The 25,900-nt window shown below is 62.7% G+C and carries 19 protein-coding genes, 1 other RNA gene and 2 pseudogenes; 1 reads left to right on the top strand and 21 read right to left on the bottom strand.

The annotated features are described in order from the left end of the window. Position 1: 1 nt before the first annotated feature. The 6 genes and pseudogenes from MHI61_RS09190 to MHI61_RS09165 all read right to left on the bottom strand — a co-directional run bounded on the left by MHI61_RS09190 (position 2) and on the right by MHI61_RS09165 (position 7,290). A complete protein-coding gene (locus tag MHI61_RS09190; RefSeq protein ID WP_170964711.1) occupies positions 2 to 871 on the bottom strand; it encodes an outer membrane protein assembly factor BamD in 870 nt (289 codons plus the stop codon). 267 nt (positions 872 to 1,138) lie between these two features. After that, entirely contained in the window at positions 1,139 to 2,095 is a 957-nt protein-coding gene (gene lpxC, locus MHI61_RS09185) for a UDP-3-O-acyl-N-acetylglucosamine deacetylase (RefSeq protein ID WP_222139213.1), read from the bottom strand. A gap of 261 nt (positions 2,096 to 2,356) precedes the next feature. Beyond that, complete coding sequence (gene ftsZ, locus MHI61_RS09180; RefSeq protein ID WP_064682713.1) at positions 2,357 to 4,087, bottom strand: cell division protein FtsZ; 1,731 nt, start codon at positions 4,085 to 4,087, stop codon at positions 2,357 to 2,359. Between the two features lie 56 nt (positions 4,088 to 4,143). Continuing rightward, a pseudogene (gene ftsA, locus MHI61_RS09175) lies at positions 4,144 to 5,474 on the bottom strand (cell division protein FtsA). Next, positions 5,471 to 6,403, bottom strand: a complete 933-nt coding sequence (locus tag MHI61_RS09170; protein ID WP_275593085.1) for a cell division protein FtsQ/DivIB — start codon at positions 6,401 to 6,403, stop codon at positions 5,471 to 5,473. Before MHI61_RS09170 ends, ftsA begins: the two are co-directional and overlap by 4 nt. Then, positions 6,391 to 7,290 (bottom strand): D-alanine--D-alanine ligase, encoded by a 900-nt coding sequence (locus tag MHI61_RS09165; RefSeq protein ID WP_239791753.1) that lies wholly within the window; start codon positions 7,288 to 7,290, stop codon positions 6,391 to 6,393. The genes MHI61_RS09170 and MHI61_RS09165 overlap by 13 nt, the downstream gene beginning before the upstream one ends. A 453-nt stretch (positions 7,291 to 7,743) precedes the next feature. On the opposite strand from MHI61_RS09165, the gene MHI61_RS09160 reads away from it, so the two are divergent. Next, complete coding sequence (locus tag MHI61_RS09160) at positions 7,744 to 8,673, top strand: SDR family oxidoreductase (RefSeq protein WP_239792811.1); 930 nt, start codon at positions 7,744 to 7,746, stop codon at positions 8,671 to 8,673. Between the two features lie 3 nt (positions 8,674 to 8,676). Here MHI61_RS09160 and murB read toward each other — a convergent pair whose 3' ends face one another. The 15 genes and pseudogenes from murB to MHI61_RS09085 form a co-directional block, all read right to left on the bottom strand. Continuing rightward, positions 8,677 to 9,651, bottom strand: coding sequence for a UDP-N-acetylmuramate dehydrogenase (gene murB / locus MHI61_RS09155; protein WP_239791752.1), 975 nt, complete (start codon positions 9,649 to 9,651; stop codon positions 8,677 to 8,679). Next, positions 9,648 to 11,063, bottom strand: coding sequence for a UDP-N-acetylmuramate--L-alanine ligase (murC, locus tag MHI61_RS09150; RefSeq protein WP_239791751.1), 1,416 nt, complete (start codon positions 11,061 to 11,063; stop codon positions 9,648 to 9,650). Before murC ends, murB begins: the two co-directional genes overlap by 4 nt. After that, positions 11,060 to 12,184 carry an undecaprenyldiphospho-muramoylpentapeptide beta-N-acetylglucosaminyltransferase gene (gene murG, locus MHI61_RS09145; RefSeq protein WP_222139218.1) on the bottom strand — a complete coding sequence of 375 codons (1,125 nt, stop codon included), beginning with the start codon at positions 12,182 to 12,184 and terminating at the stop codon, positions 11,060 to 11,062. Before murG ends, murC begins: the two co-directional genes overlap by 4 nt. A gap of 6 nt (positions 12,185 to 12,190) precedes the next feature. Then, complete coding sequence (ftsW, locus tag MHI61_RS09140; RefSeq protein WP_064682720.1) at positions 12,191 to 13,345, bottom strand: putative lipid II flippase FtsW; 1,155 nt, start codon at positions 13,343 to 13,345, stop codon at positions 12,191 to 12,193. Position 13,346: 1 nt separating this feature from the next. Further along, positions 13,347 to 14,759, bottom strand: coding sequence for a UDP-N-acetylmuramoyl-L-alanine--D-glutamate ligase (murD, locus tag MHI61_RS09135; protein WP_239791750.1), 1,413 nt, complete (start codon positions 14,757 to 14,759; stop codon positions 13,347 to 13,349). 7 nt (positions 14,760 to 14,766) lie between these two features. Next, positions 14,767 to 15,867 (bottom strand): phospho-N-acetylmuramoyl-pentapeptide-transferase, encoded by a 1,101-nt coding sequence (gene mraY, locus MHI61_RS09130; protein WP_239791749.1) that lies wholly within the window; start codon positions 15,865 to 15,867, stop codon positions 14,767 to 14,769. Positions 15,868 to 15,888: 21 nt separating this feature from the next. Continuing rightward, positions 15,889 to 17,328, bottom strand: coding sequence for a UDP-N-acetylmuramoylalanyl-D-glutamyl-2,6-diaminopimelate--D-alanyl-D-alanine ligase (locus MHI61_RS09125; protein ID WP_239791748.1), 1,440 nt, complete (start codon positions 17,326 to 17,328; stop codon positions 15,889 to 15,891). After that, the gene (locus MHI61_RS09120) at positions 17,325 to 18,845 is read right to left on the bottom strand and encodes a UDP-N-acetylmuramoyl-L-alanyl-D-glutamate--2,6-diaminopimelate ligase (RefSeq protein WP_239791747.1); all 1,521 of its coding nucleotides are present in this window, start codon (positions 18,843 to 18,845) and stop codon (positions 17,325 to 17,327) included. Before MHI61_RS09120 ends, MHI61_RS09125 begins: the two co-directional genes overlap by 4 nt. Positions 18,846 to 18,851: 6 nt before the next feature. Continuing rightward, positions 18,852 to 20,611, bottom strand: a pseudogene (locus MHI61_RS09115) (penicillin-binding protein 2). Then, a complete protein-coding gene (locus tag MHI61_RS09110) occupies positions 20,611 to 21,093 on the bottom strand; it encodes a hypothetical protein (protein ID WP_239791746.1) in 483 nt (160 codons plus the stop codon). Before MHI61_RS09110 ends, MHI61_RS09115 begins: the two are co-directional and overlap by 1 nt. 1 nt (position 21,094) lies before the next feature. Then, complete coding sequence (rsmH, locus tag MHI61_RS09105) at positions 21,095 to 22,120, bottom strand: 16S rRNA (cytosine(1402)-N(4))-methyltransferase RsmH (protein ID WP_239791745.1); 1,026 nt, start codon at positions 22,118 to 22,120, stop codon at positions 21,095 to 21,097. A gap of 17 nt (positions 22,121 to 22,137) precedes the next feature. Further along, a complete protein-coding gene (mraZ, locus tag MHI61_RS09100; RefSeq protein WP_239791744.1) occupies positions 22,138 to 22,575 on the bottom strand; it encodes a division/cell wall cluster transcriptional repressor MraZ in 438 nt (145 codons plus the stop codon). 426 nt (positions 22,576 to 23,001) lie between these two features. Then, an RNA gene (rnpB, locus tag MHI61_RS09095) (RNase P RNA component class A) lies at positions 23,002 to 23,399 on the bottom strand. Positions 23,400 to 23,450: 51 nt separating this feature from the next. After that, positions 23,451 to 24,626: an FAD-dependent oxidoreductase gene (locus MHI61_RS09090; protein WP_239791743.1), complete on the bottom strand. Its 1,176-nt coding sequence runs from the start codon at positions 24,624 to 24,626 to the stop codon at positions 23,451 to 23,453. An 11-nt stretch (positions 24,627 to 24,637) separates the two neighbouring features. Further along, positions 24,638 to 25,822, bottom strand: a complete 1,185-nt coding sequence (locus MHI61_RS09085) for an FAD-binding oxidoreductase (protein ID WP_239791742.1) — start codon at positions 25,820 to 25,822, stop codon at positions 24,638 to 24,640. Positions 25,823 to 25,900: the final 78 nt, after the last annotated feature.

Genomic DNA, 25,900 nt, shown 5'->3' with positions numbered 1-25,900 from the left:
CTTAGGAACCGAGCAGGAGTTTCTTGCCTGCCGCAGCGATCCACGAGCCCTTGTTTTCACGCGGCTCGGCGCCACCGGTCTGCAGCAGCTTGTAGGAATCGGCGTACCACTGGCTGTCGGGGTAGTTGTGACCAAGAACGGCTGCCGCGGTCTGCGCCTCGTCGACGATACCCATCGCGTAATAGGCTTCGACGAGACGGGCGAGCGCCTCTTCGATCTGGTTCGTGTTCGGATATTTCTCGACGACGATGCGGAAGCGCGAGATGGCGGCGAGATATTCCTTCCGCTCCATATAATAGCGGCCGATCTGCATTTCCTTGCCAGCCAGCTGGTCGCGCGCATAGCGGATCTTCGCCTGCGCGTCGTCGACATATTCGGAGTTCGGGTAATTGTCGACGACGGCCTGCATCGCCTCGATCGTCTTGGCCGAGGCGCGCTGGTCCTGCGTCACGTCGACGATCTGTTTGGAATAGGTGAGACCGACGAGATACTGCACATAGGCGGCATCCTGGGACTTCGGATATTGCGCCATGTAACGGTTGCCCGAAGCCAGCGCGTCGTCGAGCCGGCCCTGGCGGTATTTGACGAAGGTGCTCATCACCAGCGCCTTGCGCGCCCATTCGGAGAACGGGTTCTCGCGGTCGATGGCATCGAACTTGCGCGCCGCTTCCGCCATGTTGCCGGCCTTCATGTTGGCAAGGCCCTGGGTGTAGAGCACGTCCGGCGGGTCGGTTTCGAGGCCGAGCTTGGTGATGTCGATATCGGGGTCCGACTGGCAGCCGGATATCGAGGCGCCTGCGCTGAGCACCAGAAGCGATGCGAACAAAGCGCGCGCTGTCTTCATCATACCTTCAGATCCTGCATAAGCCATTCGAAAGAACCCCACTGCCGCCGCTCGCTCCACGGCAGCCACGCCTCGCTGGCGTTTCTAGCCACAAATGTGCATCGAGAGCAACGCAATGATAAGGCATTAACGCATTTTTGTGGCAGCCGCGGCCGGAATGACCGGCTTTTCACCTTCTTTCCGACCTGTTGCAGCTAAGCACCTGCCGTAAATGCCAATCGCTGCAGACTCGGGACGACATAAAAAAACCGCCTCCGGGAAAGAGGCGGCCTGGTCTCAAGAATATGCTGGAGGTCATGCCGACCAGGGAGCGAATTCCGAAGCGCTGACGGCGATCATTTCCCGAGCAGCGACGCGCTGACGCGGCGTCGACGTCTCGACCACTTCATAAGCGGAGGGATCGGCGAGCAGCGCCTTCAAAGCATTGGCATTCATCTTGTGGCCGCCACGGTAGGAGCGGTAGCAACCGATGAACTGGACGCCGGCGAGCGACAGGTCGCCGACGGCATCGAGCGTCTTGTGGCGGACGAACTCGTCCTTAGCGTAGCGCAGCCCTTCGACGTTGATGACGGTGTTGTCGTCCGAAATGACGACGGAATTTTCGAGCGACGAGCCGAGCGCATGTCCGGAAGCCCAGAGCCGCTCGACATCACGCATGAAGCCGAAGGTGCGGGCGCGGGAAAGCTCCGTCTTGAAGACCGCGGCGCTCATGTCGCCGGCCCATTTCTGCCGGCCGATCAGCGGGCAGTCGAAATCGATCTCGACCTCGAAGCGCGTGCCGTCATAAGGACGGAATTCGCTCCAGGAACCGCCATGCTCGATTCGCACCGGCTTGGTGATACGGATATAGCGGCGCTTGACGCCGAGCGAGACGAGACCCGCCTGCTCGATCGCCTCGACGAAAGGCAACGAGCTGCCGTCCATGATCGGCATTTCGGCGCCCTGCACTTCGATCAACACATTGTCGAGGCCGAGCGCATAGATGGCGGCCATGACATGTTCGATCGTCGCGACCGAATGCGTCGGTGAAAAGCCGAGCACGGTGCAGAGGTCGGTATTGCCGACCTGCGACGAGACGGCCTTGAGTTCGGTGATGTCGCCATTGTCATGCAGGCGCTGGAAAACGACGCCGGTGTCCGATTCGGCCGGGTTCAGCGTGATCGAGACATTGGCACCCGAATGGACCCCGATGCCCGAGAGCGTCACGGGACGCGATACCGTCGTTTGAAAACCCAGCAAGCCAATTGCCATAAAATCTGCCTTAATTTTTCCGCTCCAGCGATCTGTTCCACGGTGCGGTTTTCATTCGTTCTGCAGAAGGAGCCTCGCTGAGGAGTCTCCTAGGGCAGTTTCCTTGCATCATACTTACGTGCGCCGGCGCTCCAATCCAAATCACTGTTTCTTTCGGTTTGTTACGAAGTCACACGATTGATATCGCTCAGCAATTCCGGGCTGAAAAACGCAAATGCCCGGGACCTGGATCCCGGGCATTTACGGTGTCGAATCGCAGCCTCAGTTCGACTGGCGACGCAGGAATGCCGGGATTTCCAGCTGGTCGTCTTCCTGCATCATGCGGGCCTGCGGAACCGCACGACCCTGATCGTCGAGATTGCCGCGGCGCGGTGCGTAGAGGCTTGCCTCCGGCGACAGCGGACGCCGCTGCTGGGAAGCGGCCGGCGGTGCGGCGGTCATGTCGGCGGCAACGGCGTCATCGTCGCGGCGCCCCAGCGAATTGGTGATTCGCTTGAGCAGGCCCATTGGGCCGCGCTCTTCCTGGCCATGCGCGGAAGCCGCCTGCGTGCGGTGGTCGAGTTCGGCCTGAACGACCGGCGGGAAATCCTCCACCTTCGGCATGCGGACGGGTTCAGCCGACTGACGGATGACCGGCTCCTGCCGGACCGGCTGCGGCTGGATCGGCTGCTGCTGGATGGGCTGGCTCATCACCGGCTGGCTCATCACCGGTGCCGGAGCCTGCTGCTGCACCTGAGGACGCATGGCTGGAGCCTCCGGTGCAGGCGCGAAAATCTTGCTCTGCGGACGGAAGACTTCCTGCTGCGCAGCAGGCTGCTGAAGCGGTGCGGCGGCACGCGGGGCCGGAATCTCAAGCTCGCGTTCCATCTCGGCTTCGCGGATGGTCTGGGCGATCGGATCAATGGCCTTTGGTGCCTGCATCACCGGCGCAGGCTGAACTGCGGCCGCTGCCGGAGCAACAGCCGCGGAAGGACGGATAGCGGGCTTGGCAGCCGGCTGGAAGTTGCGCTCGGCGGCTTCGCTGATCGCCCGGTCGATACCGGTCGCAACGACCGAGACGCGGATGATGCCTTCGAGCGATTCGTCGAAGGTGGCGCCGAGGATGATGTTGGCGTCCGGATCGACTTCCTCGCGGATACGCGTTGCAGCTTCGTCGACTTCGAAGAGCGTGAGATCGCGACCGCCGGTGATCGAGATCAGCAGGCCCTGAGCGCCCTTCATCGAGGTTTCGTCGAGCAGCGGGTTGGCGATCGCCGCTTCGGCGGCCTGCAGTGCGCGGCCGGCGCCGGAAGCTTCGCCGGTGCCCATCATCGCGCGGCCCATTTCGCGCATGACCGAGCGGACGTCGGCGAAGTCGAGGTTGATGAGACCTTCCTTCACCATCAGGTCGGTGATGCAGGCAACGCCCGAATAGAGAACCTGGTCGGCCATCGCGAACGCGTCGGCGAAAGTCGTCTTGTCGTTGGCAATGCGGAAGAGGTTCTGGTTCGGAATGACGATCAGCGTGTCGACAGACTTCTGCAGTTCCTGGATGCCCATCTCGGCCAGACGCATGCGGCGGCCGCCTTCGAAATGGAACGGCTTGGTGACGACGCCGACCGTCAGGATGCCCTTGTTGCGGGCGGCCTGCGCGACGACGGGCGCTGCGCCCGTGCCGGTACCGCCGCCCATGCCGGCGGTGACGAAGCACATATGCGTGCCGTTCAGGTGATCGATGATCTCGTCGATGCACTCTTCGGCGGCCGCGCGGCCGACTTCCGGCTGCGAACCTGCACCGAGGCCTTCGGTGACGTTGGCGCCGAGCTGGATGATGCGCTCGGCTTTCGTCATCGTCAGCGCCTGCGCATCCGTGTTGGCAACGACGAAGTCGACGCCCTGGAGGCCGGCGGTGATCATGTTGTTGACGGCGTTGCCGCCACCGCCACCAACGCCGAACACGGTGATGCGCGGCTTCAGCTCTGTGATGTCAGGCTTTTGCAGCTTGATGGTCATGGTACCTGTTCCTTCTCTCTCTGGCCGCATCGCCACGCCGGCCAATTACTCAAATTTCAGAAGCTTTCCTTCAGCCACTGGCCCATCCGGGCTATGCGGCTGTTATTTCCCCAAGCGACATGAGCAGACCGCTCTGTGACGCATGTGTCTCCATGTCCGCGACCTGCGGATAGATCATCAGGCCGACAGCCGTCGAAAAGGCCGGACCTTTCGCCGCCGTCGGCAGCCCCGACACGCCCATCGGACGGCCGATGCGGACGTTGCGGGCAAGGATGCGCCGCGCCACCTCGGCAAGGCCGGTCAGCTGGCTCGCGCCGCCCGTCAGCACGACGCGCTTGCCGACGATCGGGCTGAAGCCGGAGCGCTGGATGCGGTCGCGGATCAGTTCCATCGTCTCTTCGATTCGCGCCGAAACGATGCGCGAAACCAGCGCCCGCGGCGCCTGCGACGGCTGGTCGCGATCATCCTCGCCGATCGGCGGGATCGAGATCAGCTCGCGCTCGTCGGAGGAATTCGAAAGTGCCGAGGCATGCACGACCTTCAGCCGTTCCGCATCCTCGATGCGGGTCGAAAGGCCGCGCGCCAGGTCGGTGGTGACGTGATGGCCGCCGAGGCCGACGGCGTCGGTGTGAACAAGCTTACCCTCGGCAAAGACCGAGATCGTCGTCGTGCCGCCACCCATGTCGATCGCCGCGCAGCCGAGCTCGACCTCGTCGTCGACGAGAGCGGCAAGACCCGATGCATAGGGCGTCGCAACGATGCCCTCGACCGACAGATGCGCCCGATTGACGCTGAGCTCGAGGTTCTTCAGCGCCGAGCGCTCCGCGGTGACGACATGCATGTCGACGCCGAGCGCATCGCCATACATCGCCAGCGGATCGCGGATGCCGCGCTCGCCGTCGAGCGAGAAGCCGGTCGCCAGCGAATGCAGCACCGAACGGTCCTGGCGCAGCGACTGCTGGCAGGCGGCCGAGAGCACCTTCTTCAGATCGTTGAGCTCGACTTCCTGGCCGCCGAGATCGATGGTCGCCGTGTAAATGTCGCTGCCGAGGCGGCCGGCCGTCAGGTTGACGATCAGGCTCTCGACGGTCAGCCCCGCCATGCGCTCGGCCGCATCGACGGCGAGCCGGATGACGCCTTCCAGCGCGTCGAGATCGGCAATGACGCCGGTCTTGATGCCGCGGGACCGCTGGTGGCCGATGCCGATGATCTCGATATTGTGCGTGCGGCCGGGCAGGATCTGGCTTTCCTCGCGCGGCGTCAGCCGGCCGATCATGCAGACGACCTTGGTCGAGCCGATGTCGAGCACCGAAACGATATGCGACCGCTTCGACGAAAGCGGCTTCAGGCGCGGCAATCCGAAATGGGATGAACCGAACAAGCTCATATATTCTGCCCCGCCTTCTTCAATTCTTTGGTACGCTCCGTGACTGCCGCCTGCCGGCGAACCGCCGCTTCCGGCGTCAGCTGGATGGCGGTTCTGTCCGGCAATCTCAGATCGACCGCGGCGATGTCGCGCTCCAGCAGCTGATGCTGCTTGTCGAATTTCGACAGTGTGGCCAGCGCCTGGTCGATGCCGTCTTCCGGCAGCTTGACGACGACGCCATTGTCCATGTGCAGGTCCCAGCGACGGCCGGATATCCAGACATAGGCCTTCACGCGCGCCTTCACGTCGGGCCACTTCGAGAAGGCGTCGTCGAGCGAAGCCGCTGCCGTCTCGGCATCGCGACCGACGACGAGCGGCAGCGCCGAAAACTTGTTGTCGCGCAGCGGCGCGATGACGCTGCCGTTCTTTTCGATCAGCGAAAGCTCCTGCCCGTGCTGCCAGATCGCATAGGCTTGGCGCTCCTTGAGCTTCACCTCGATCGTCTTCGGGTAGATCTTGCGGACCTCGACATTCTCGACCCAGGGAAGATGGGCAATCTTCCGGCGAGCGGCATCGACGTCGAGCGCGACCAGCGAGGTCGTGCCATCAAGGCCGATCAGTTGCAGGATTTCGATTTCGGAGGTTTCGGAATTGCCGGAGACTTTCACGTCCTCGATCGCAAAGCCCGCCGCCGTCGTCGTCGCCTGGGCGACGGCTTCCGTGTGACCGCCGAGCGACATGCCGTAAAGCCCCGTCGCGCCCAAGAAGGCCAGCGCCGAAACCGTGCCGGTATGGGCCGGGATATAGATGCGGCCGCTACCGAGGCTGATCAGGAAACGAGTGACGCGGCGCAGCGGACGCGGCAGGACGAATCGCTCCTCGGCTTCCACGGTCGGAAGCACGGCATGATGGCTGGGACGCCCTATCCTCTTGACCGTCAACGCAAACAAGACGCGTCCTCCACCATCCACCGGAGAAACTCACCAAAGGAATAACCGGCATGGCCGGCCATTTCGGGCACGAGCGAGGTTGGAGTCATGCCTGGCTGGGTATTGACCTCCAGCCAGATGATCTCGCCGTCTTCGGAGAAACGATCGTCGTAACGAAAGTCGGACCGACTGACGCCGCGACAACCGATTGCCTGATGCGCCCTTACGGCCAATGTTTGTATTTTTTGGTAAATATTCGGTGAAATTTTCGCCGGGATGACGTGTTTTGAACCGCCCGCAGCATACTTGGAATCGTAATCATAGAAATTGTGTCCCTGCGGCACCACCTCGGTGACACCAAGCGCCGTCTCGCCCATGACGCCGCAGGTGAGCTCGCGGCCATAGACGTAGCGCTCGACGAGCACTTCCTCGCCATAACGCCACTCGGGCGAGCTGACGATTTGCGGCGGATGCGCCTGATCTTCGGTGACGATGACGACGCCGAAGCTCGAGCCCTCGCGAACCGGCTTCACCACATAGGGCGGCTTCATCGGATGCGTCGAGGGAAAGGCGAAACGGTTGATAACCTGCGATTCGGCAACCGGAATGCCGGCGGCGGCGGCGACAAGCTTCGCCTTGTCCTTGTCCATCGCCAGCGCCGAGGCGAGCACGCCCGAATGCGTATAAGGGATTTCGAGATATTCGAGGATACCCTGGATGGTGCCGTCCTCGCCGAAGGGCCCATGAAGGGCATTGAAGACGACGTCAGGCTTCAGCGCCGCGAGCCTTTCGGAAACGTCGCGCGCCACATCGATGCACGTCACCTGGAAGCCTTCGGCTTCGAGGGCTGCTGCGCAAGCCTTTCCCGAGGAAAGGCTGACCGGCCGTTCCGAGGAAAATCCGCCCATCAGGACAGCGACATGCTTGCGAACTCATCAACACCCCCAAAAATAACTTCCACTTTTGAAAACGACGCTTGCGCGAAGCTGTCTGCGCCGTTTCGGGCCTTTGTCCGATCTGCATGCATTAGAGCATCATTATGGTTAATGAAGTGTTTACTTTCGTTAACTCCTGCCCCGGAAATTCGCGATCTTTTACCTTTTGCTCATTTCGCCATCATTCCGCCGCCGTCTGGGGATGAACGCGAGCAGAGGAAAAAGATCATATATTTTCAAAAGGATATCGTGTCGCGCTGAAGCACGACGGCCTCAGTCAAAAGAGTGAGATGTCATCCCTCAACAGCGGCCGGCGGCTTGATTGATTAATGCGGAGAGCGGCAACGCTCGGTCCGCCCTGCTTTTTTATTGATGCGGATCTGACTTCCGGCTAGCGAAGGCGCATGGATGAGCAGGGAGAAGATCATGCGATGCCTCGTCACCGGCGCTGCCGGCTTCGTCGGTAGTCCACTTGTCGAGCGGCTGCACGCAGAGAAGATTTGCGATCTTGTGGTCACCACCAGATCGGCAATCTCTGCCTTTCCTGATGACGTCAGGCATTTTCCAATTGACATAACCGACAGGACCGACTGGGCGGCGGCACTTGCAGGCGTCGACGTCATCCTCCATCTTGCCGCCCGCGTTCACATCATGAACGACCGCGCAGCCGATCCGCTGGCGGAATTTCGCCGGACCAACACCGCCGCCACGCTCAACCTCGCGGAACAGGCGGCCCGCGCCGGCGTGAAGAGATTCGTCTTCGTCAGCACCATCAAGGTCAATGGCGAAGAGAACGATCGGCCGTTCCGGCATGACGACACGCCGCAGCCGATCGATCCCTACGGCATTTCGAAACTGGAAAGCGAAATCGGCCTGCGTGAAATCGCCGCCCGCACCGGCATGGAAATCGTCATCATCCGCCCACCCCTGGTCTATGGCCCCGGCGCCAGAGGCAACTTCGCTCTTCTCGTCGGGCTCGTCCGCAAGCGGATACCGCTCCCTTTCGCTTCGCTGAAGAACCGCCGCACATTGGTGGCGGTGCAAAATCTCGTCGATCTGATCATCACCTGCGCGGCGCATCCCGCCGCCGGCGGTGAGATTTTCCTTGCCGGAGATGGTGAGGACCTGTCGACCCCGGAGCTCATCCGGGGAATTGCCGCGGGGCTCGGCGTCAAGCCGATGCTGGTCCCCTTCCCCTCCGCATTGCTGCACACGGCGGCGAAGGCTGTCGGGAAGGAGGCCGTCTATCAACGCCTTTGCGGTTCGCTGCAGGTCGACATATCCCAGGCACGCAAGGTTCTCGGCTGGACGCCCGTCGTCACGCCGCGCCAAGGCCTGAAACTGGCAGTGAAGTAGCCGTTATTCGCTGGTGACTCCCTGGAACGGGCGCACTTCGCGGCCGGGCATGAAGACGCCGAGACGCTTGATTTCCCATTCGAGCTTGATGCCTTCTTTCTCGAAGACCTCGCGGCGCACCTGCTCACCGAGATATTCGAGATCGTAGCCGGTCGCCTGCCCCATATTGATCATGAAGTTGCAGTGAAGCGACGACATCTGGGCGCCGCCGATCACGAGGCCGCGGCAGCCCGCCTCGTCGATCAGCTTCCAGGCAGAATGGCCCGGCGGGTTCTTGAAGGTCGAGCCGCCGGTCTTCTCGCGCACCGGCTGCACCGTCTCGCGGTGATTGCGCACGGCGTCCATCTCGGCGCGGATCTGGGCGCGATCCTCCGGATAGCCCTCGAACAGCACCGAGGTGAAGATCAGGTCGGCGGACGCTGCGGAATGCCTGTAGGAATAGCCCATCTCGGCATTGGAGAGCACATGCTTGTTGCCCTTGCGGTCGACCGCGTTGACTTCGATCAGCCGCTCGCGCGTCTCCACCCCGTTGGCGCCGGCATTCATGCGCGCCGCGCCGCCGATGGCGCCGGGAATGCCGTAGTAGAAATGAAAGCCGCCGATGCCGTTGTCCATCGCCATCGCCGCCACATGCTTGTCCGGGCAGATGGCCCCGGCAAGGATGCGGTTTTCACCGGCCAGCTCGACGAAGCCGAAGCCCTTGGCCGACAGGCGCAGCACGACGCCGGGAATGCCGCCGTCGCGCACCAGGATATTGGAGCCGACGCCGATCACCGTCAGCGGCACCTCATCCGGCAGGATCTTCAGGAAGGCGATGAGATCGTCGACATCATGCGGCTGGAACATCAGCTCGGCGAGCCCGCCGGCCCGGAACCAGGTGACGCGGTCCATGGGGGCATCCGGCGTGATGCGGCCGCGGATATCCTTTACACCGTCTCCGAGAGACGCGAGAAGCTTTTCCCCATTCACCTGTTTCATGCGGACTTTCCCGATAGGCCTTCCAGTTGTCTGGGCAGTGCGGCTGCCCAGGATGTGATACTCCCAGCCCCCAACAAAACCACGAAATCGCCAGGCTTTGCAACCTCTGCAACCATCTGCGGCAGAAGCTCGGCCGAAGACAGGAAGCGGGCGTCGCGATGGCCGCCGGATTTGATGCGCGAGACGAGCGACGTGGAGTCAGCGCCTTCGATCGCATCCTCGCCTGCCGCATAGACTGGCGCCAGAAAAATGCTGTCGGCATCGTTGAAGCAGGCCGCGAATTCCTCGAACAGGCTTGCGAGACGGCTGTAGCGATGCGGCTGGTGGACGGCGATGACGCGGCCCTTGCAGGCTTCGCGGGCGGCGCGCAGCACCGCCTTGATCTCGACCGGATGGTGGCCGTAATCGTCGAAGATCTGCACCCCGTTCCATTCGCCCGTCAAGGTGAAGCGGCGCTTGACGCCGCCGAAGGAGGCAAGCCCCTTGGCGATATCGGCGCTCGATATGCCGAGCCGGTTGGCAACGGCGATCGCCGCCGTCGCGTTGGAAATATTGTGCCGCCCGGGCATCGGCATGACCAGCCCCTTGAGTTCGGTCACCTGGCCGGTGCGGCGGCGGCGGATCTCGACATCGAAGATCGAGCGCGTGCCGTCGATGCGCACATTCTTAAAGCGCACATCCGCCTGCGGGTTCTCGCCATAGGTGATGATCTTGCGGTCCTCGATGCGGCCGACCAGCGACTGCACTTCGGGGTGGTCGAGGCACATGACGCCGAAACCGTAAAACGGCACGTTCTCGACGAACTGCCGGAAGGCGGCGCGCACCGCATCGAAATTGCCGTAATGGTCGAGATGCTCCGGGTCGATATTGGTGATTACGGCGACATCGGCCGGAAGCTTCAGGAAGGTGCCGTCGGATTCGTCGGCCTCGACCACCATCCACTCGCCCTCGCCCATCCGAGCATTGGTGCCGTACGCATTGATGATGCCGCCGTTGATGACGGTCGGGTCGAGCCCGCCGGCTTCGAGCAGGGTCGCCACCAGCGAGGTCGTCGTCGTCTTGCCGTGGGTGCCGCCGATGGCAATCGCATTGCGGAAGCGCATCAGTTCGGCAAGCATTTCGGCGCGGCGCACCACCGGCAGCAGCTTTTCACGCGCCGCGATGAGTTCCGGATTGCTCTTCTTGATCGCCGTCGAGACGACGACGACTTCGGCATCGCCCAGATTTTCAGCCCGATGGCCGACGAAGACTTCGATGCCCTTGTCGCGCAGGCGCTGGACATTGGCGCTGTCGGCCTGGTCCGATCCCTGTACCTTATGGCCGAGATTGTGCAGCACCTCGGCGATGCCGCTCATGCCGATGCCGCCAATGCCGATGAAATGGACGAGACCGATCGCCTTCGGCAGTTTCATGCGCGTGTCCTCTTGAATTCTGAGACTGTCTTACCGGCGGCAATAGCCTCAACCATGTCGGCAAGCAAGTTTGCCGCATCCGGTTTCCCGGCAAGCTTCGCCGCCGCCGCCATGTGCGACAGCTTTTCCGGATCGTTCATCACATGGCTCAATATAGAGGCGATACGTTCCGGCGAAAGCTCGGACTGAGCAATCACCTTCGCCCCGCCAGCCGCAGCCAGTGCGGCGGCGTTCGCCGCCTGATCGTGGTCGAGCGCATGCGGATAAGGCACGAGGATGGCCGGGCGTCCGATGACGGAGATTTCCGAAACCGTGGACGCGCCGGAGCGGCAGATCACCAGATGCGCTTTGGCAAGACGCTCGGCCATATCATTGAAAAACGGCGCGATATCGGCACCCATCTGCAGCTGCGCCACGCAGCCGCGCACCATCTCCATGTCCTCCGGGCGAACCTGCTGCGTCACCCTGAGCCGCGCCCGCAGCTCGTCGTCGAGCAGGCTGATTGCCGTCGGCATGGCCTTGGAGAAATACTGCGCGCCCTGGCTGCCGCCGAAGACGACGAGATGAAATGGTTCGCCGGGATGCGAAGGCGTATAAGGCTGTTCGGCCGCAGCAAGGATAGCCGGGCGCACGGGATTGCCGGTCGCAACCGTCTTATCGGAAAAAGCATCGCCGCTTTCCTGCAGAAAGCCGCCGGCAATCGCCTTGACGCGCGGGGCCAACGCCTTGTTGGCACGCCCCATGACGGCGTTCTGCTCATGCAGCATCGAGGCGACACCGAGCCGCGTGGCGGCCAGCAGCGGCGGCACCGTGGGATAGCCGCCGAAACCGACGACGATGACGGGCTTCAGCCGCTGGATCAGCTTCTTGGCCGCCCGCATGCCGCTCCACAGCGTCCACAGCGAGCGCGCGACGGCAACCGGGTTCTTCGAACCGATCGTCGCCGACGGCACAACGTGAATTTCCTCGGCCGGGAACTTGCCGGCATAGCGCTCGGCCCGGCTGTCGGTGACGAGATGCACCGCGTAGCCACGCTCCTTCAGCTTGAAGGCCAGCGCCTCCGCCGGGAACACGTGGCCGCCGGTCCCCCCGGCGGCAAGCAGCACGATGCCTTTGCTCATGATCTTTTACTCCGCCGGCATGCCGTGCGGGACGCGGAAGAGACTCCGGTCCTGCGCGCGCTTTTCCGGCCGATGGCGCGTCAGCGCCAGAATGAAGCCGGCGGTGACGCAGATCGCCACCATGGACGAGCCGCCGTAGGAAATCAGCGGCAGCGTCATGCCCTTGGCCGGCAGCAGTTCGAGATTGACGCCGATGTTGATGATCGACTGGATGCCAAGCTGCAGCACCAGGCCAGCGACAGCAAAGCGATTGAAGTCATTGCGCTCGCGATAGGCATGCGACAGGCCGCGCAGCACCAGCACGGTGAACAACGCGACGAGCGCCATGCAAAAGACGATGCCGAATTCCTCAGCCGCGACCGAAAAAATGAAGTCGGTATGGGCGTCGGGGATGATCCGCTTGACGATGCCCTCGCCCGGTCCCTGGCCGAACCAGCTGCCGCGGATGATCGCCTCGCGCGCCGTATCGATCTGGAACGTGTCACCCTCGCCGGTCATGAACTTGTCTATTCGGCCGGCGACGTGCGGAAAGACGTAATAGGCGCTGAGCAGGCCGCCGGCGCCGCCGATGCCGAGCAGCACGATCCAGATCCAGGGCATGCCGGCCATAAAGAACATCCCGCCCCAGACCGCCGTCGTCAGGATGGTCTGGCCAAGGTCCGGCTGCGCGACGAGCAGGGCCGCAACGATGCCGAACAGAATGATGGCGAAGAGATTGCCGGGAATTTCAGGCTGGCGCGCATGTTCGGCAAACAGCCAGGCGCAGACCACGACGAAGGCAGGCTTCATGAATTCCGACGGCTGGATCGAAAGGCCAGCGATCCAGATCCAGCGCCTACCGCCCTTGACCTCCTGCCCGATGAACAGCACCAGCACCATCATCGCCAGCGAGATGATTAGCAGCAGGATCGCGGTTCGCCGCACCTGGCGCGGTGTCAGGAACGACAGCCCGAGCATGACGGCGATCGACGGGATCATGAACGCCGCATGGCGCTTGACGAAATGGAAGGGTTCGAGCCCGATGCGCTCGGCAACCGCGGGAGAAGCAGCAAAGGACAGCATGAAGCCGATGCCCATCAGGAAGATGAACATTGCCAGGAAGAAGCGGTCGATGGTCCAGAACCAATCGGCCAGAGGCCCACGTTCCGCGCGGCTTACCATGTCATTTCTCTCCTGCTACAGGACCGATCAGCATCGTCATTCCGTCAAGTGCGGCCACGTGGCCGACGAAGGCATCGCCCCTGACTTCGAAGTTCTTATACTGGTCGAAGCTTGCGCAAGCCGGGGATAACATCACGGCCGAAGCAGCCGCCTCGTCGCGATCCGCGTCGGCTGCCGCATGCGCGACTGCGCGCTCCAGCGTGCCCGAAATTTCGTAGGGCACGGCCTCGCCGAGGGTCGCTGCGAATTCCGCCGCCGCCTCGCCGATCAGATAGGCCTTGGCGATGCGCGGAAAATAAGGAGCGAGCGTCGTGATGCCGCCAGATTTCGGCAGGCCGCCCGCAATCCAGTAGATACGGTCGTAGCTCGAAAGGGCGGGTGCTGCCGCATCGGCATTGGTGGCCTTGGAATCGTTGACGAAGACGACACGGCCGCGCCGGCCGATCGGCTGCATGCGATGTTTGAGGCCGGGGAACGAGGTAAGTCCGGCGCGGATGTCGTCGGCGGAAACGCCGACCGCAAGGCAGGCGGCGACGGCAGCCGCGGCATTCTGCGCATTGTGGCTGCCGCGCAGCGTCTGAATGCCGTCGAGATCGACGAAGGGCAACATGGCGCCGCCGGCGGCCTGAACGAGTTTCGTGCCTTCGGCATAGAAGCCCTCGGCCACCACGTTGCGGCGCGAGATGCGGACCACATTGACGCCTGCCCGCTGGATGCGGTCGGCGATCAGCGCCGAATGGCTGTCGTCGACGCCGACGACAGCGACATCGCTGCCGGCGACCAGCCGTTCCTTGACGTCGGCATAATGCTGCATCGTGCCGTGACGATCGAGGTGGTCGGGAGTGAGGTTGAGCAGAATGCCGGCCGACGGGTTCAGCGTCGGCGCCAGATCGATCTGGTAGGACGAGCATTCGACGACGAAATAACGCCCCGCTTTCGGCGGGTCGAGCGTCAGCACCGCCGTGCCGATATTGCCGCCGAGCTGCGTGTCGAAGCCTGATGATTTCAGGATGTGGGCAATAAGCGCCGTCGTCGTCGACTTGCCGTTGGTGCCTGTGATGGCGATGAACGGGCAGTCCGGCGCATGAGCGCGGCGCTCGCGCACGAAAAGCTCGACGTCGCCGACGACGTCGATGCCGGCCGCGCGCGCAAGATCGACAGTCCAGTGCGGCTTGGGATGGGTGAGCGGCACGCCGGGCGACAGCACGAACAGCGCCTGCTGGCTCCAGTCGATGCTGTGCAAATCCTCTGTTCGGATGCCTTCGGCGGAAGCCTTGGCGACGCTGTCCGGATTGTCGTCCCAGGCGGTCACCTCGGCGCCGCCAGCGATCAAGGCACGTGCGGTGGCGAAACCGGATCCGCCGAGCCCGAAGAGCGCAACCTTCTTGTCCTTGAGCGTCGTTACCGGGATCATCGCCGCCTCACCTAAGCTTCAGCGTCGAAAGGCCGAGCATGGCAAGGCCAACGGCGATGATCCAGAAGCGGATCACCACCTGGCTCTCGGTCCAGCCCTTCTTCTCGAAGTGATGGTGGATCGGCGCCATCAGGAAGACGCGCCGGCCGGTCATCTTGAAGAAGCCGACCTGGATGATGACCGACAGCGTCTCCATGACGAAGAGGCCGCCGATGATCGCCATGACGATCTCGTGCTTGGTGGCGACGGCAACGGTGCCGATCGTGCCGCCAAGCGCCAGCGAGCCGGTGTCGCCCATGAAGATGGCGGCCGGCGGCGCGTTGAACCAGAGGAAGCCGAGACCGGCGCCGATGACGGCGCCGAGCACGACGGCGAGCTCACCGGTGCCGGGCACGAAATTGATCTGCAGGTAGTTCGCAAACACCACGTTGCCGGCGAGATAGGCGATGACGCCGAAGGAGGCGGCGGCGATCATAACAGGCACGATGGCGAGCCCGTCGAGCCCGTCCGTCAGGTTGACGGCATTGCCGGCGCCGACGATGACGAAACTGCCGAAGACGACGAACATGATGCCGAGATTGATCAGGAAGTCCTTGAAGAAGGGAAAGGCGATCGAGGAGCCGAAGGTCGAGCCGGCGGTCCCCGAGGCAAGAGCCGTGCGCATCATGAAGTAGACGGCAATGCCGGCGATGACGAACTCGATGCCGAGGCGGGCCTTGCCGGAAAAGCCCTTATGGCTCTGCTTCGTCACCTTGAGATAATCGTCGTAGAAGCCGATCGCGCCGAAACCCAGCGTCACCAGCAGGGTGGCGACGACATAGACGTTGGAGAGATCGGCCCAGAGGAGCGAGGCCCCAACGATGCCGGCCAGGATCATCAGTCCGCCCATGGTCGGCGTGCCGGCCTTCTTGAAATGCGTCTGCGGCCCGTCGGCGCGGATCGGCTGGCCCTTGCCTTGCCGGATGCGCAGCGAATTGATGATCGTCGGCCCGAACAGGAAGACGATCAGTGCGGAGGTGAAAAGAGCGGCGCCCGTGCGGAAGGTAATATATCTGAACAGGTTCAGAAACTTGAAATATTCCGACAGTTCGACAAGCCAGATCAGCATTCAGGGCCCCTTGTTACCCGATCAAAGTTCGCGTTGCGTGTCGGTAAATGCCGGGAACTTGTCAAGAAGCGCGGCGACGATCTTGCCGAAACCGATGCCCAGAGACGATTTCACCATCAACACGTCGCCCGGGACGACCGAGTTCAACACGTAGTCCGTCAATTCGTCCGTCTTTTCCCGGTATTCGACATGGACGCTTTCCGGCAACGATTCCTTGAGCGCAGCCATGTCGGCGCCGGCAAGCCAGACATGTTCGATGCCGGCAGCAAGCAGCGGTCCGGCGAGATCGGCATGGACCTTCTCAGCATATTCGCCCATCTCGAGCATGTCGCCGAGCACGGCGATGCGGCGGCCGCGGCCGGTCGGCTCGGCGGCCGCCAGCAACGCGATCGCCGCCCGCATCGAGGCCGGATTGGCATTGTAGCTCTCGTCGATCAGCGTGAAGCTGCCGTTGCCGCCGCCGATCGACAGCCGGTGACGCTTGCCCCTGCCCTTTTCCGGCTTCAGCGTCGCAAGCGCTTCGATTGCCCTGCCCATGTCGGCGCCGACGATGCTGACGACGCCGAGCGCTGCCAGCGCATTCTCGGCAATGTGGCGGCCTGGCGCGCCGAGCGCGACCTCCAGCGTCTCGCCGCCGATCGTCAGCCACAGCGTCGAGTTCTCGTCCGCACCGTTGAATTCTGCCAGGCGAAATTCGGCCTTGGCATGCTGGCCGAAGGAATGAATATGCTCGATGCCGAACGACTGCGCCGTGCGGTCGAGGAAATTGAACTGGTCGTTGTCGCGGTTGAGCACGACATGACCGCCGGGTTCGAGCCCCTCGAAAATCTCCGCCTTGGCGGCGGCGATCTCCTTGATGCTCTTGAAATTGCCGAGATGCGCCGGCGCGATCGTCGTGATGACGGCGACATCGGGGCGGATCATCGCCACCAGCGGCCGGATCTCGCCCGGATGGTTCATGCCGACTTCGAAGACGCCGTAGTCGGTGTCGCCAGGCATGCGCGCCAGCGTCAGGGGAACGCCCCAATGGTTGTTGAACGAGGCAACAGACGCGTGCACCTTGCCGGAAGGCGACAGCACCTGCCGCAGCATTTCCTTGGTGGTGGTCTTGCCGACCGATCCCGTCACCGCGATGATCCGGGCCTGCGAACGCTCGCGCGAGGCAAGGCCAAGCTTGCCAAGGGCCGCGAGCACGTCTTCCACGACGATCATCGGCACCGTCAGGCGGCCCATGGCGGGGAGCCTTGCCTCGCTGACAACAAGCAGGGAGGCGCCGTTCGCCATCGCCATCGACGCGTAGTCGTGACCATCGACGCGGTCACCCTTGATCGCGAAGAAGGCTTCGCCTGATGTGATCGATCGGCTGTCGATGGAGATGCCGGTGATGCCTTCCGGCAGCGTGCCGAAAGGGCGCCCTGCCATCGCTGCGATCATGTCATCGGTTGTCCAGAGCCAGCTCACGATTTCAGTTCCTCCAACGCCTTGCGCACCTCCGCATGATCGGAGAACGGCAAAGTGACGGCGCCTATCGTCTGTCCTTCCTCATGTCCCTTGCCGGCAACGATCAGCGTATCGCCCGATGTCAGCATGGCGACCGCCTCGCGGATGGCGGTGGCGCGGTCGGCGATTTCCGAGGCGCAAGGCGCGGCTGCCATGATCTCCGCCCGGATCGCGGCCGGCTCCTCCGAACGGGGATTGTCGTCGGTAACAATGACGACATCGGCAAGACGGCAGGCGATTTCGCCCATGATCGGCCGCTTGCCGCGGTCGCGGTCGCCGCCGCAACCGAAGACGACGACGACGCGGCCGGTCGTGAAGGGCCGGACCGAGTTCAACACGTTTTCCAGTGCATCCGGCTTATGGGCATAATCGACATAGGCGAGCGCGCCGTCCTTGGTATGGCCGACGAGCTCGAGGCGGCCGGACGCACCGACGAGTTTCTCGAGCGCGGCCATCGCAACTTTCGGCTCGACGCCCGTCGACATGGCAAGGCCTGCGGCGACCAGTGCATTGGCGACCTGGAAATCGCCGGCCAGCGGAATGTCCACCTCGAAGATCTCGTCGCCGATATGGATCTCGGCCATCTGCTTGTGACGGAAATGCTCGACGCGCTTGAGCGTGAGATAATCGCCCTTGCGCCCGACGGTGCGCACATCGTGACCGGCATCGGCAGCGGCCTTGACCGCCTGCGCCGACCAGGGATCGTCGGCGAAGATCACCGCCGGCGCACCCTTCGGCAGCAGCCTATCGAAAAGCCGCATCTTGGCGGCCATATAGGCCTCGACGGTCGGATGATAATCCATATGGTCGCGGCCGAGATTGGTGAAGGCGGCGGCGGCAAGCTTCACGCCGTCGAGCCGGCTCTGGTCGAGACCGTGGCTGGAAGCCTCCATGGACGCATGCGTGACGCCTTCGTCGGCAAGTTCGGCCAGGAGCTTGTGCAACGACACCGGATCAGGCGTCGTCAGCGCGCCGTATTCGTTGCGCGTCGGCGAAACCACGCCCGTCGTGCCGATCATCGCGGCCGCATGGCCTGCATGCGCCCAGATCTGACGGGTGAACGATGCGACGGAGGTCTTGCCGGCCGTACCGGTGACGGCGACCATGGTATCGGGCTGCCTGCCGTAGAACCGCGCGGCGGCGATCGAAAGGAAGCGACGCGGCTCCTTGACCGCAAGCACCGGAATGGAAGCATCGACCGGCTGGGAGGCGATCGCGACGGCAGCGCCTCGGCCGGCGGCATCGACGATGAAGCCCGCGCCGTCCGCCTTTGTGCCGGCGACTGCGACGAAGGCGTTGCCCGGCGCCACATGACGGCTGTCCGAAGACAGGCCTGAAATATCAAGCAGGCCTGCCGGGCCTTCGAGCTGTGCTTCAAGTTCCGGAAACTGATCTCCGGCCAGGTCTCGCAATTTCATCGAATGCACTTTTCCCTCTTGAAGCCGGTCCGCCCCTCGCGAATCGGCGCCGATATTCATTCACGCTCAATAAGACACCAGCAAGGCCGATCCGCCGTCCCCGAATTTCGGCTCGATGCCGAGAATGGGAGCCGCGCGGCGGATGATATCACGGGCAATCGGACCGGCAGTACCGGCGGAGAGCGTTCCGCCATATTGTTTCTCGCCGGTCTTCGGCTCGTCGCAGAAGGTGATCACGGCATATTGGGGATTGTCGATCGGGAAGGCGGCAATGAAGGAATTGAAGTTCAGCGTCGAGGAATAACGCCCGTTCACCACCTTGTCGGCCGTACCAGTCTTGCTGCCGACGCCGAAGCCCGGTACGCGGGCGACGCGTCCAGACCCCTTGTACCCATTGAAATCAAGGAGATAGCGGACTGCGTCGCTGGTCGACTTCTTGAGGACCTGCGTGGCGATCTGATCGGCCTGTTCGCGCGTGCGCGGCAGGAATGTCGGCTCAATCAGCTTGCCGCCGTTGACGAGAGCAGCCGCCGCCACCCCCGTCTGCAGTGCCGTCGTCGAAACCCCGTGACCGAAGGAAATCGTGATCGAATTGATCTTCTTCCAGACGCGCGGCTGGCTCGGCATCTTCACTTCCGGCAATTCGGTCTGCATTTTTGTTAACAGGCCGAGCTTGGTCAGATAGTCCTTCTGCGAATCGATGCCGACGATGTCGATGACGCGGGCCGTGCCGATATTCGACGAATACTGGAAAATCTCAGGCACGGTCAGCCAGCGGCGCTGCCCGTGAAAATCGTGGATGGTGAAGCCGCCGATATAGATCGACTTGCTGGCATCGAAACTGTCGGTCATCTTCACCTTGCCGCTGTCGAGCGCCATCGCCAGCGAAAAGGTCTTGAAGGTCGAGCCCATTTCGAAAGTGCCGTTGGTCATCCGGTTGAGCCAACCCTCCTTGGCCCCTTCCTGCGGATCGTTCGGATCAAAATCCGGCGCCGATGCCATGCCCAGCACCTCCCCGGTATGCACGTCGATGACAGCGGCACCCGCACCCTTGGCCTGAAAATTGTTGACGGCGTTGACGACCGCATCCCGGACGATGTTCTGCACGCGCAGGTCGATCGAAAGCCGCACCGGCTCGAGCGGCTGGTCGCTGGTCATGCCGACCGAGGCGAGGTCGGCAAGCCCCTGGTCGTCGATGAACTTCTCCATGCCGGCGACGCCGCGGTTGTCGATGTTGACGTAACCGAGGATATGCGCGGCGGTCGGGCCGCCCGGATAGAACCGGCGCTTCTCCGGCCGGAAGCCGATGCCGGGAATGCCAAGCGCCAGTATCTGGCTCTGCTGCTTCGGCGTCAGCTGCCGGCGCAGCCAGGCGAAATGCGAGGTTTTGACCGAGAGCTTTTTATAGGTATCCCGAACGTCGAGCTCGGGCAGAACCGTCGCAAGCTTCTCGACCGCCTCGTCGGCATCGACGATCTTGTTGGGTTCGGCAAACAGCGAGACTGTGCGGATATCGGTCGCCAGCACCTCGCCGTTGCGGTCGAGAATGTCGGGGCGCGAGGCCATCAGCCGATCGGGCGGCAGGATGCTGGAGACGACCTCCTGATCCTTCATCGCATATTCGACGAGACGGCCGCCGATGATGACGTAGACGCCCATGAAGCCCAGGATCAGCAGGCCGACACGGCTTTTTGCCTGTCCTGATTTCTTCTTGCGCGACCCCTCGATCGCCAGGCCGGCGGGGACGGACCGCCGAACCTGTTATAGACGCCGGCGGAGAAATGCGCCTGGCTCTTCAAGACCATGATGCGGGAAAGAAACGACATTATTCTACCGACCCCGTTTCGATCTGATCTGCATCATCCTCTGCCTCGCCGCGCGGCGCGGGCATTGGAACCGGCTGGGCCTTGACGGCGCCCGGAACGCCCTTGGCGCTGGCCTCGGTCGCGCCTTTGGCGCTGGCCACGGTCGCGCCCTTGGCGCCGGCTTTGGCCTCCGTTACGTCAGGCACGGGAACCTCAGATTTCAACATCGGCAATTCCCTGGCATGCACCAGCGCCATCGAATCCGTCGGCTGAAGCTGCAGTTCGCCCTCATAGGCCTTGACCAACCGCTCCAGACGGTTCGGCTGTGATTGCAGCGCCCAGTCGGCCTTGAGAAGGTCGATCGTGTCCTCCTCGAGCTTGATCTCGGCTTCGAGGCGATGGACCTCTTCGAGCTTCAATTCGGCGCGGTGCTTGATCGTGTAGGTGACGGCGGCGGTGGCCGTCATGACGCCGATGAGCACGAGATCGAACGTCTTCAGCATATCAACCTCCAAGCTTTCCGAGACTGGCGAGATTGGGAAACCCAAAGAGCGACATGTCGGCAGCCTCGGCGGCGGCCTCCGTCCTCAGGCCGGCGCGCAGCTTGGCGGAGCGGGCGCGCGGATTGATCTCCGCCTCCGCCTTGCTTGCCGAAACCATCGGTTTGCCGATCGCCACAAAGGTCGCCGCCCGCTCATGCGCGACCGGCAGATGCCGCGACCCCGACGCCTTGCCGGCGCGGTCGGAAAAGAACTTCTTGACGATGCGGTCTTCGAGCGAATGGAAGGTGACGACGACGAGCCGGCCGCCGGGCTTCAACACCGTTTCCGCCGCAAACAGCGCGTGCGCGAGTTCGGCGAGCTCATCATTGACAAAGATGCGAAGTGCCTGAAAGACGCGGGTCGCCGGATGGATTTTGTCCTTCATCTTGCGCGGCGTGACCAGTTCGATGAGACCGGCAAGATCACGCGTCGTCTCGAACGGTTTTTCCTCGCGGCGCTTCTCGATCGCATGCGCGATGCGCGGCGCCTGGCTCTCCTCGCCGAGAAAATGGAAAATGCGGATGAGATCGGCGACCTTGGCGCGGTTGACGACATCGGCGGCGGAAACACCCGTCGCCGACATGCGCATGTCGAGCGGTCCGCTCTTCTGAAAGGAGAAGCCGCGCTCGGCCTCGTCGATCTGCATCGAGGAAACGCCGATATCGAGCACGACGCCGTCGAGGCCGCCTTTCGGCGCATGATCGGCCAGATGCGAGAACTGCGAATGAACGAGCTTGAGACGGCCGCCATTGGCGGTAACCATCGCCTGGCCCGCCGCAATCGCCGTCGGATCGCGGTCGAGCGCAATCACCTCGGCCCCGGCGGCAAGAATGGCCGAGGTGTAGCCGCCTGCACCGAATGTACCGTCGAGGATGACTTTGCCGGGCGCCGGCGCCAGCGCCGCGAGGACCTCATCGAGAAGAACCGGAATGTGACGAACCGGTCCGCCACCGGCATCAGTTGAACCTCCGCCAGGATTCGCCGCCATTCCGTTCCCTCGCTCTTTCAGGAACGCTTGCCCGCCAGCTTGCGCTCCCCTCGTGCCTGCGTCTGCGCAGCCATAAAAGCCTGCGGCTGCCAGAGCTGAAAATGATCTGCCCGACCGACGAAGGTCACTTCGTCCGAGATACCGGTAAAGCCGCGGATGAAATCCGTGACCATCAGCCGGCCTTCGGCATCGAGCCGCATGAAGACCCCGCCTCCGTGAATCAGAAGCGACATCTCGTTCGCATCCAGCGAAAACGGATCCTCCGCAGCAATCTGCCGTTCGAATCTTTCGAGAAGATCCGGACCGCCGACGCTGATCGCCGGAAACACAAAGTCCTGAAAGCAATAAAGCTCCTGGACATTGCGCTGCGCCAGCACGGAACGAAACGCCGAAGGCACGGAAACCCTGCCCTTGGCATCGATCCTGTTGGTCGCATTCGAAAGGAAGCGGCTCATCACACGAAACATCCGTTCCCGCAGGGATCCGGACCAAAAGACGCCCGAAACTCCCAATATCAGGCACAGCTTCGCAAGCCGGATGAGTGAAAACCCCTCCGACGCCTCCAGAGAGGAAGACGCCTTTGCTTTGCGATGAATGGGCAGGTGATTGCCCTAGTGCAGTGCGAGTTTGGGATAGCATGGGACCATATGGGCGTCAATGGGATGCGCCTGCTTTGCAATAGACGCATGATCAAAAATTTATAAGCCGTTAAGTTTAACAAAGGGTTAGGATGACCCTCCCGCAAGAGACGCGCAACGGTGCTTTCGCAAAAACAATTTTCGCGCAGAGGATTGTATGAGCATCCGCTTGAAAACTGTCGATTTCAGCGGCTTACCTGGAGGTGATTCGTCAAATCGGAGATTTTCGCGCCACGAAAGTTAATCGCCAGTTGGCCTGTAAGCCGGGTTCTGTATGGCTCCGGCGTGAACCGGAACGTGGCAGCCATTCCTCTGGGACAGCGTTCGCACGCTGCCTCGCGCAACCCACCCGGATGACTGGCCTGGAAACCGGCCGGAAGGCCTTTCGGCCCGCCGCGTCATCCCTATTCGGTCTTGCTCCCGGTGGGGTTTACCGTGCCATTTCCGTTGCCGGAGATGCGGTGGGCTCTTACCCCACCCTTTCACCCTTACCTGTCGTGACAGGCGGTTTGCTTTCTGTGGCACTTTCCCTGAGGTCGCCCTCGCCGGACGTTATCCGGCACCGTGTATCCGTGGAGCCCGGACTTTCCTCACCCTACCGCCTTTCGGCATTGGTAAAGCGCGGCTGCCCGGCCAACTGGCAGGGCTCACATAAACGAGAGAGAGCGCAATTTCCATCAAAAATGACAGGCTTAGGAAAATTGCGGTGTGAAATCCGTGGAATAGCCCTGCTGGCTGATCCTGCCTGACAAAAGCAGCTCCGCCCCGAGCCGTCCGATTTCGTCCGAACTCTTGGCCGACGTGCCGGCACATCCCGTCAGCACAGCAATGGCAGGCGACGAGGTGTAGCCGATCATCGGGTAGCCGCTTTCCGTATAGGACACCACGCAGGCGGCCGTCGAAATCGAAAGCGGCGCCAGATCGGGCACCAGGTCGGCAGCGATGCGCTGAAGATGCGTCCGCACGGTTTCGCGCCCCTCCGTTCTGAACCAGGCGCGTATCTCCGCCTCGTCACCGAGCACCAGATCGTCCGGATCGCCGCCGATCTTCAGATAGAATTTGCCGTCGGGATAACGGATCGGCGGCAGCAGATAGATATGGATGCCGGGCATATCGAGAATGAGCGACGGCATGGTCGCAAGACGCTCGGCATCGGCCTCGCTCACCTCGAAAAGCGTGACCGTCCGGCCATAAACCGTCATTGCAACGGGACGCGGCAGCAGATTCTCCGCAATGGAAAATCCGCCCGCGGCGAGCAGCAGCTTTTCAGCGCGATAGGTCAGGCCACCGGCCGTTCTGACGACAGCCGACCCGCCCTCCTCGCGGATAGAAACGGCATGGTCGCAGATGACGGCGGCACCCGCCTTTTCCGCCAGCAGCGACTGCGCCTTGACCAGCTTGCGCGGGCTGATATGTCCGGCGCCCCTCGCCTCAAAAACCCCGGCGCAGTCATCGGGAAAGGCAAAGAAAGGAAAGGTGGCCTTCAGCCCCGCCTGGTCGAGAAGGCTGGTTTCGACGCTGAGCGAAACAGCGGCCTGCCGCGTCTCCTCGAGGTATTCGCTTCCACCAGGCGCGGCGACGACGCAGCCGACCTCGCGATAAAAATCGATGCCGCTGTCGCGAGCGATCTCGCCATAACGGCCGATCGAGCGGTTGGCGAGCAGAGCCCAGTTGCCGTTGGGATCGATGGTGCGGGTGATGCGCCCCTCGTCGTAATGGCTGGCGAAGACGCCCTGATGCGCCTTGCGGTCGGCCGGCTCGTCCGGGCCGATCACCGCCACGCCATCCACTTGGCGCGCCAGATGCCGCGCGGCAGCCGCCCCCATCAACCCGCGGCCGACGACGATATATTTGAAATCGACTGCCATGATGCTCCCTTTCAGGCAAAGACCGGCGTCAGTTCGCCGCCGAAATCCGAGTCGCCAAGCCGCCCTTCGGTCAGAAGCACCGCGCCCAATCGCCCAAGTTCGTCGGAGGATTTGGCGGCGACGAAATTGCCGCCGGTCAGCACCGCGATGCGCGGCGACTGCGTGAACCCGGCATAGGGATAACCGGTCGGCGTGAAATTCGCCACGCACGGCCCTGATGTCACCGGGCTGCCGGCAAGCGCCGGCATTAGTTGCAGGGCGATGCGGCAGAGATGATCGCGCTCGGCAGCGCTGCCGCCGGAACGGAACCACGCGCCGGCATCCTCCAGCCGATTGATAGAAAGCGTCTCGGTATCGCCGCCGAGCTTCAGATAGATTTTGCCGTCGGGATAACGCACCGGCGGCAGAATATAAATGTGATCCTCTTCGCGGTCGCCGAGCACGACCGTCGACGGCATGTCGCCGAAGACCGCCATTTCGCGCTCACCGATTTCATAGAAGACGACCGTGCGCGCCATCACCTTGGTGTCGACGGGACGCGGCAGCAGCGCATGGAAATTGCTGAAGCCACCAGCCGCCACCAGCACCCTCTCGGCGCTGTAGCGCCTTCCGTCGACCGTCACCTCGACATGGGCACCGGTGTCGCGCACGGATGTCGCGGTTGCCTCGATCAGCGTAACGCCACCCTGTTCCGCGAGCATCGCCTGGGCGCGCACGAGCGCCCGCGGATTGATATGGCCGGCGCGCTTGCGTTCAAAATAGCCGTGAAAATCAGCATCGAGCGCAAGAAAGGGGAAGCGGCCCGGAAGTTGCGACGGTGCGATGGTCTCGATCTCGTTGCCGAGCGTCCGGCTGACGGTCAACGCCCGATCGATATAGTCCTGCTCGCTTTTCTCAGGCGCTGTAAAGAGGCAGCCGACTTCCGAAAAGAAGGAAATGCCGCTCCTTGCCTCGATCTCACGGTAGCGGTCGAGCGCGCGGGCGGCGAAACTTCCCCAGGCCAGATTGCCATCGAACGTCCGTGTAATACGCGCCTCGTCGTAGTGGCTGGCGAAGACGCCCTCATGCGATTTGCGCTCAGCCGGCTCGCGCGGGCCGATCAGCGCGATGCCGTCGGCCATCGCAGAGAGATGCCGGGCGGCCGCGGCACCCATCATGCCGCGTCCGATGATGATGAACCTGAAATCGACTGCCATATCCCACCTCGCTAAATTCCAGCGATACCATGGCAATCATCTTGAATCATCCAGCTCTTGTCAGGGATAAGCGCTTCA

Origin of the sequence: Rhizobium sp. K102, assembly GCF_022385315.1 — a bacterium.
Lineage (GTDB): Bacteria > Pseudomonadota > Alphaproteobacteria > Rhizobiales > Rhizobiaceae > Rhizobium > Rhizobium croatiense.
The sequence above is the reverse complement of the archived record's forward strand: the minus strand, read 5'-3'. Positions and strand labels throughout refer to the sequence as shown.

Bases quoted from the DNA above. Each gene is read 5' to 3' on its own strand.
- MHI61_RS09190 (WP_170964711.1), bottom strand. From the start codon at position 871: ATGGCTTATGCAGGATCTGAAGGTATGATGAAGACAGCGCGCGCTTTG.
- lpxC (WP_222139213.1), bottom strand. From the start codon at position 2,095: ATGGCAATTGGCTTGCTGGGTTTTCAAACGACGGTATCGCGTCCCGTG.
- ftsZ (WP_064682713.1), bottom strand. From the start codon at position 4,087: ATGACCATCAAGCTGCAAAAGCCTGACATCACAGAGCTGAAGCCGCGC.
- MHI61_RS09165 (WP_239791753.1), bottom strand. From the start codon at position 7,290: ATGGGCGGATTTTCCTCGGAACGGCCGGTCAGCCTTTCCTCGGGAAAG.
- MHI61_RS09160 (WP_239792811.1), top strand. From the start codon at position 7,744: ATGCGATGCCTCGTCACCGGCGCTGCCGGCTTCGTCGGTAGTCCACTT.
- murB (WP_239791752.1), bottom strand. From the start codon at position 9,651: ATGAAACAGGTGAATGGGGAAAAGCTTCTCGCGTCTCTCGGAGACGGT.
- murC (WP_239791751.1), bottom strand. From the start codon at position 11,063: ATGAAACTGCCGAAGGCGATCGGTCTCGTCCATTTCATCGGCATTGGC.
- murG (WP_222139218.1), bottom strand. From the start codon at position 12,184: ATGAGCAAAGGCATCGTGCTGCTTGCCGCCGGGGGGACCGGCGGCCAC.
- ftsW (WP_064682720.1), bottom strand. From the start codon at position 13,345: ATGGTAAGCCGCGCGGAACGTGGGCCTCTGGCCGATTGGTTCTGGACC.
- murD (WP_239791750.1), bottom strand. From the start codon at position 14,759: ATGATCCCGGTAACGACGCTCAAGGACAAGAAGGTTGCGCTCTTCGGG.
- mraY (WP_239791749.1), bottom strand. From the start codon at position 15,867: ATGCTGATCTGGCTTGTCGAACTGTCGGAATATTTCAAGTTTCTGAAC.
- MHI61_RS09120 (WP_239791747.1), bottom strand. From the start codon at position 18,845: ATGAATATCGGCGCCGATTCGCGAGGGGCGGACCGGCTTCAAGAGGGA.
- MHI61_RS09110 (WP_239791746.1), bottom strand. From the start codon at position 21,093: ATGCTGAAGACGTTCGATCTCGTGCTCATCGGCGTCATGACGGCCACC.
- rsmH (WP_239791745.1), bottom strand. From the start codon at position 22,120: ATGGCGGCGAATCCTGGCGGAGGTTCAACTGATGCCGGTGGCGGACCG.
- mraZ (WP_239791744.1), bottom strand. From the start codon at position 22,575: ATGAGCCGCTTCCTTTCGAATGCGACCAACAGGATCGATGCCAAGGGC.
- MHI61_RS09090 (WP_239791743.1), bottom strand. From the start codon at position 24,626: ATGGCAGTCGATTTCAAATATATCGTCGTCGGCCGCGGGTTGATGGGG.
- MHI61_RS09085 (WP_239791742.1), bottom strand. From the start codon at position 25,822: ATGGCAGTCGATTTCAGGTTCATCATCATCGGACGCGGCATGATGGGT.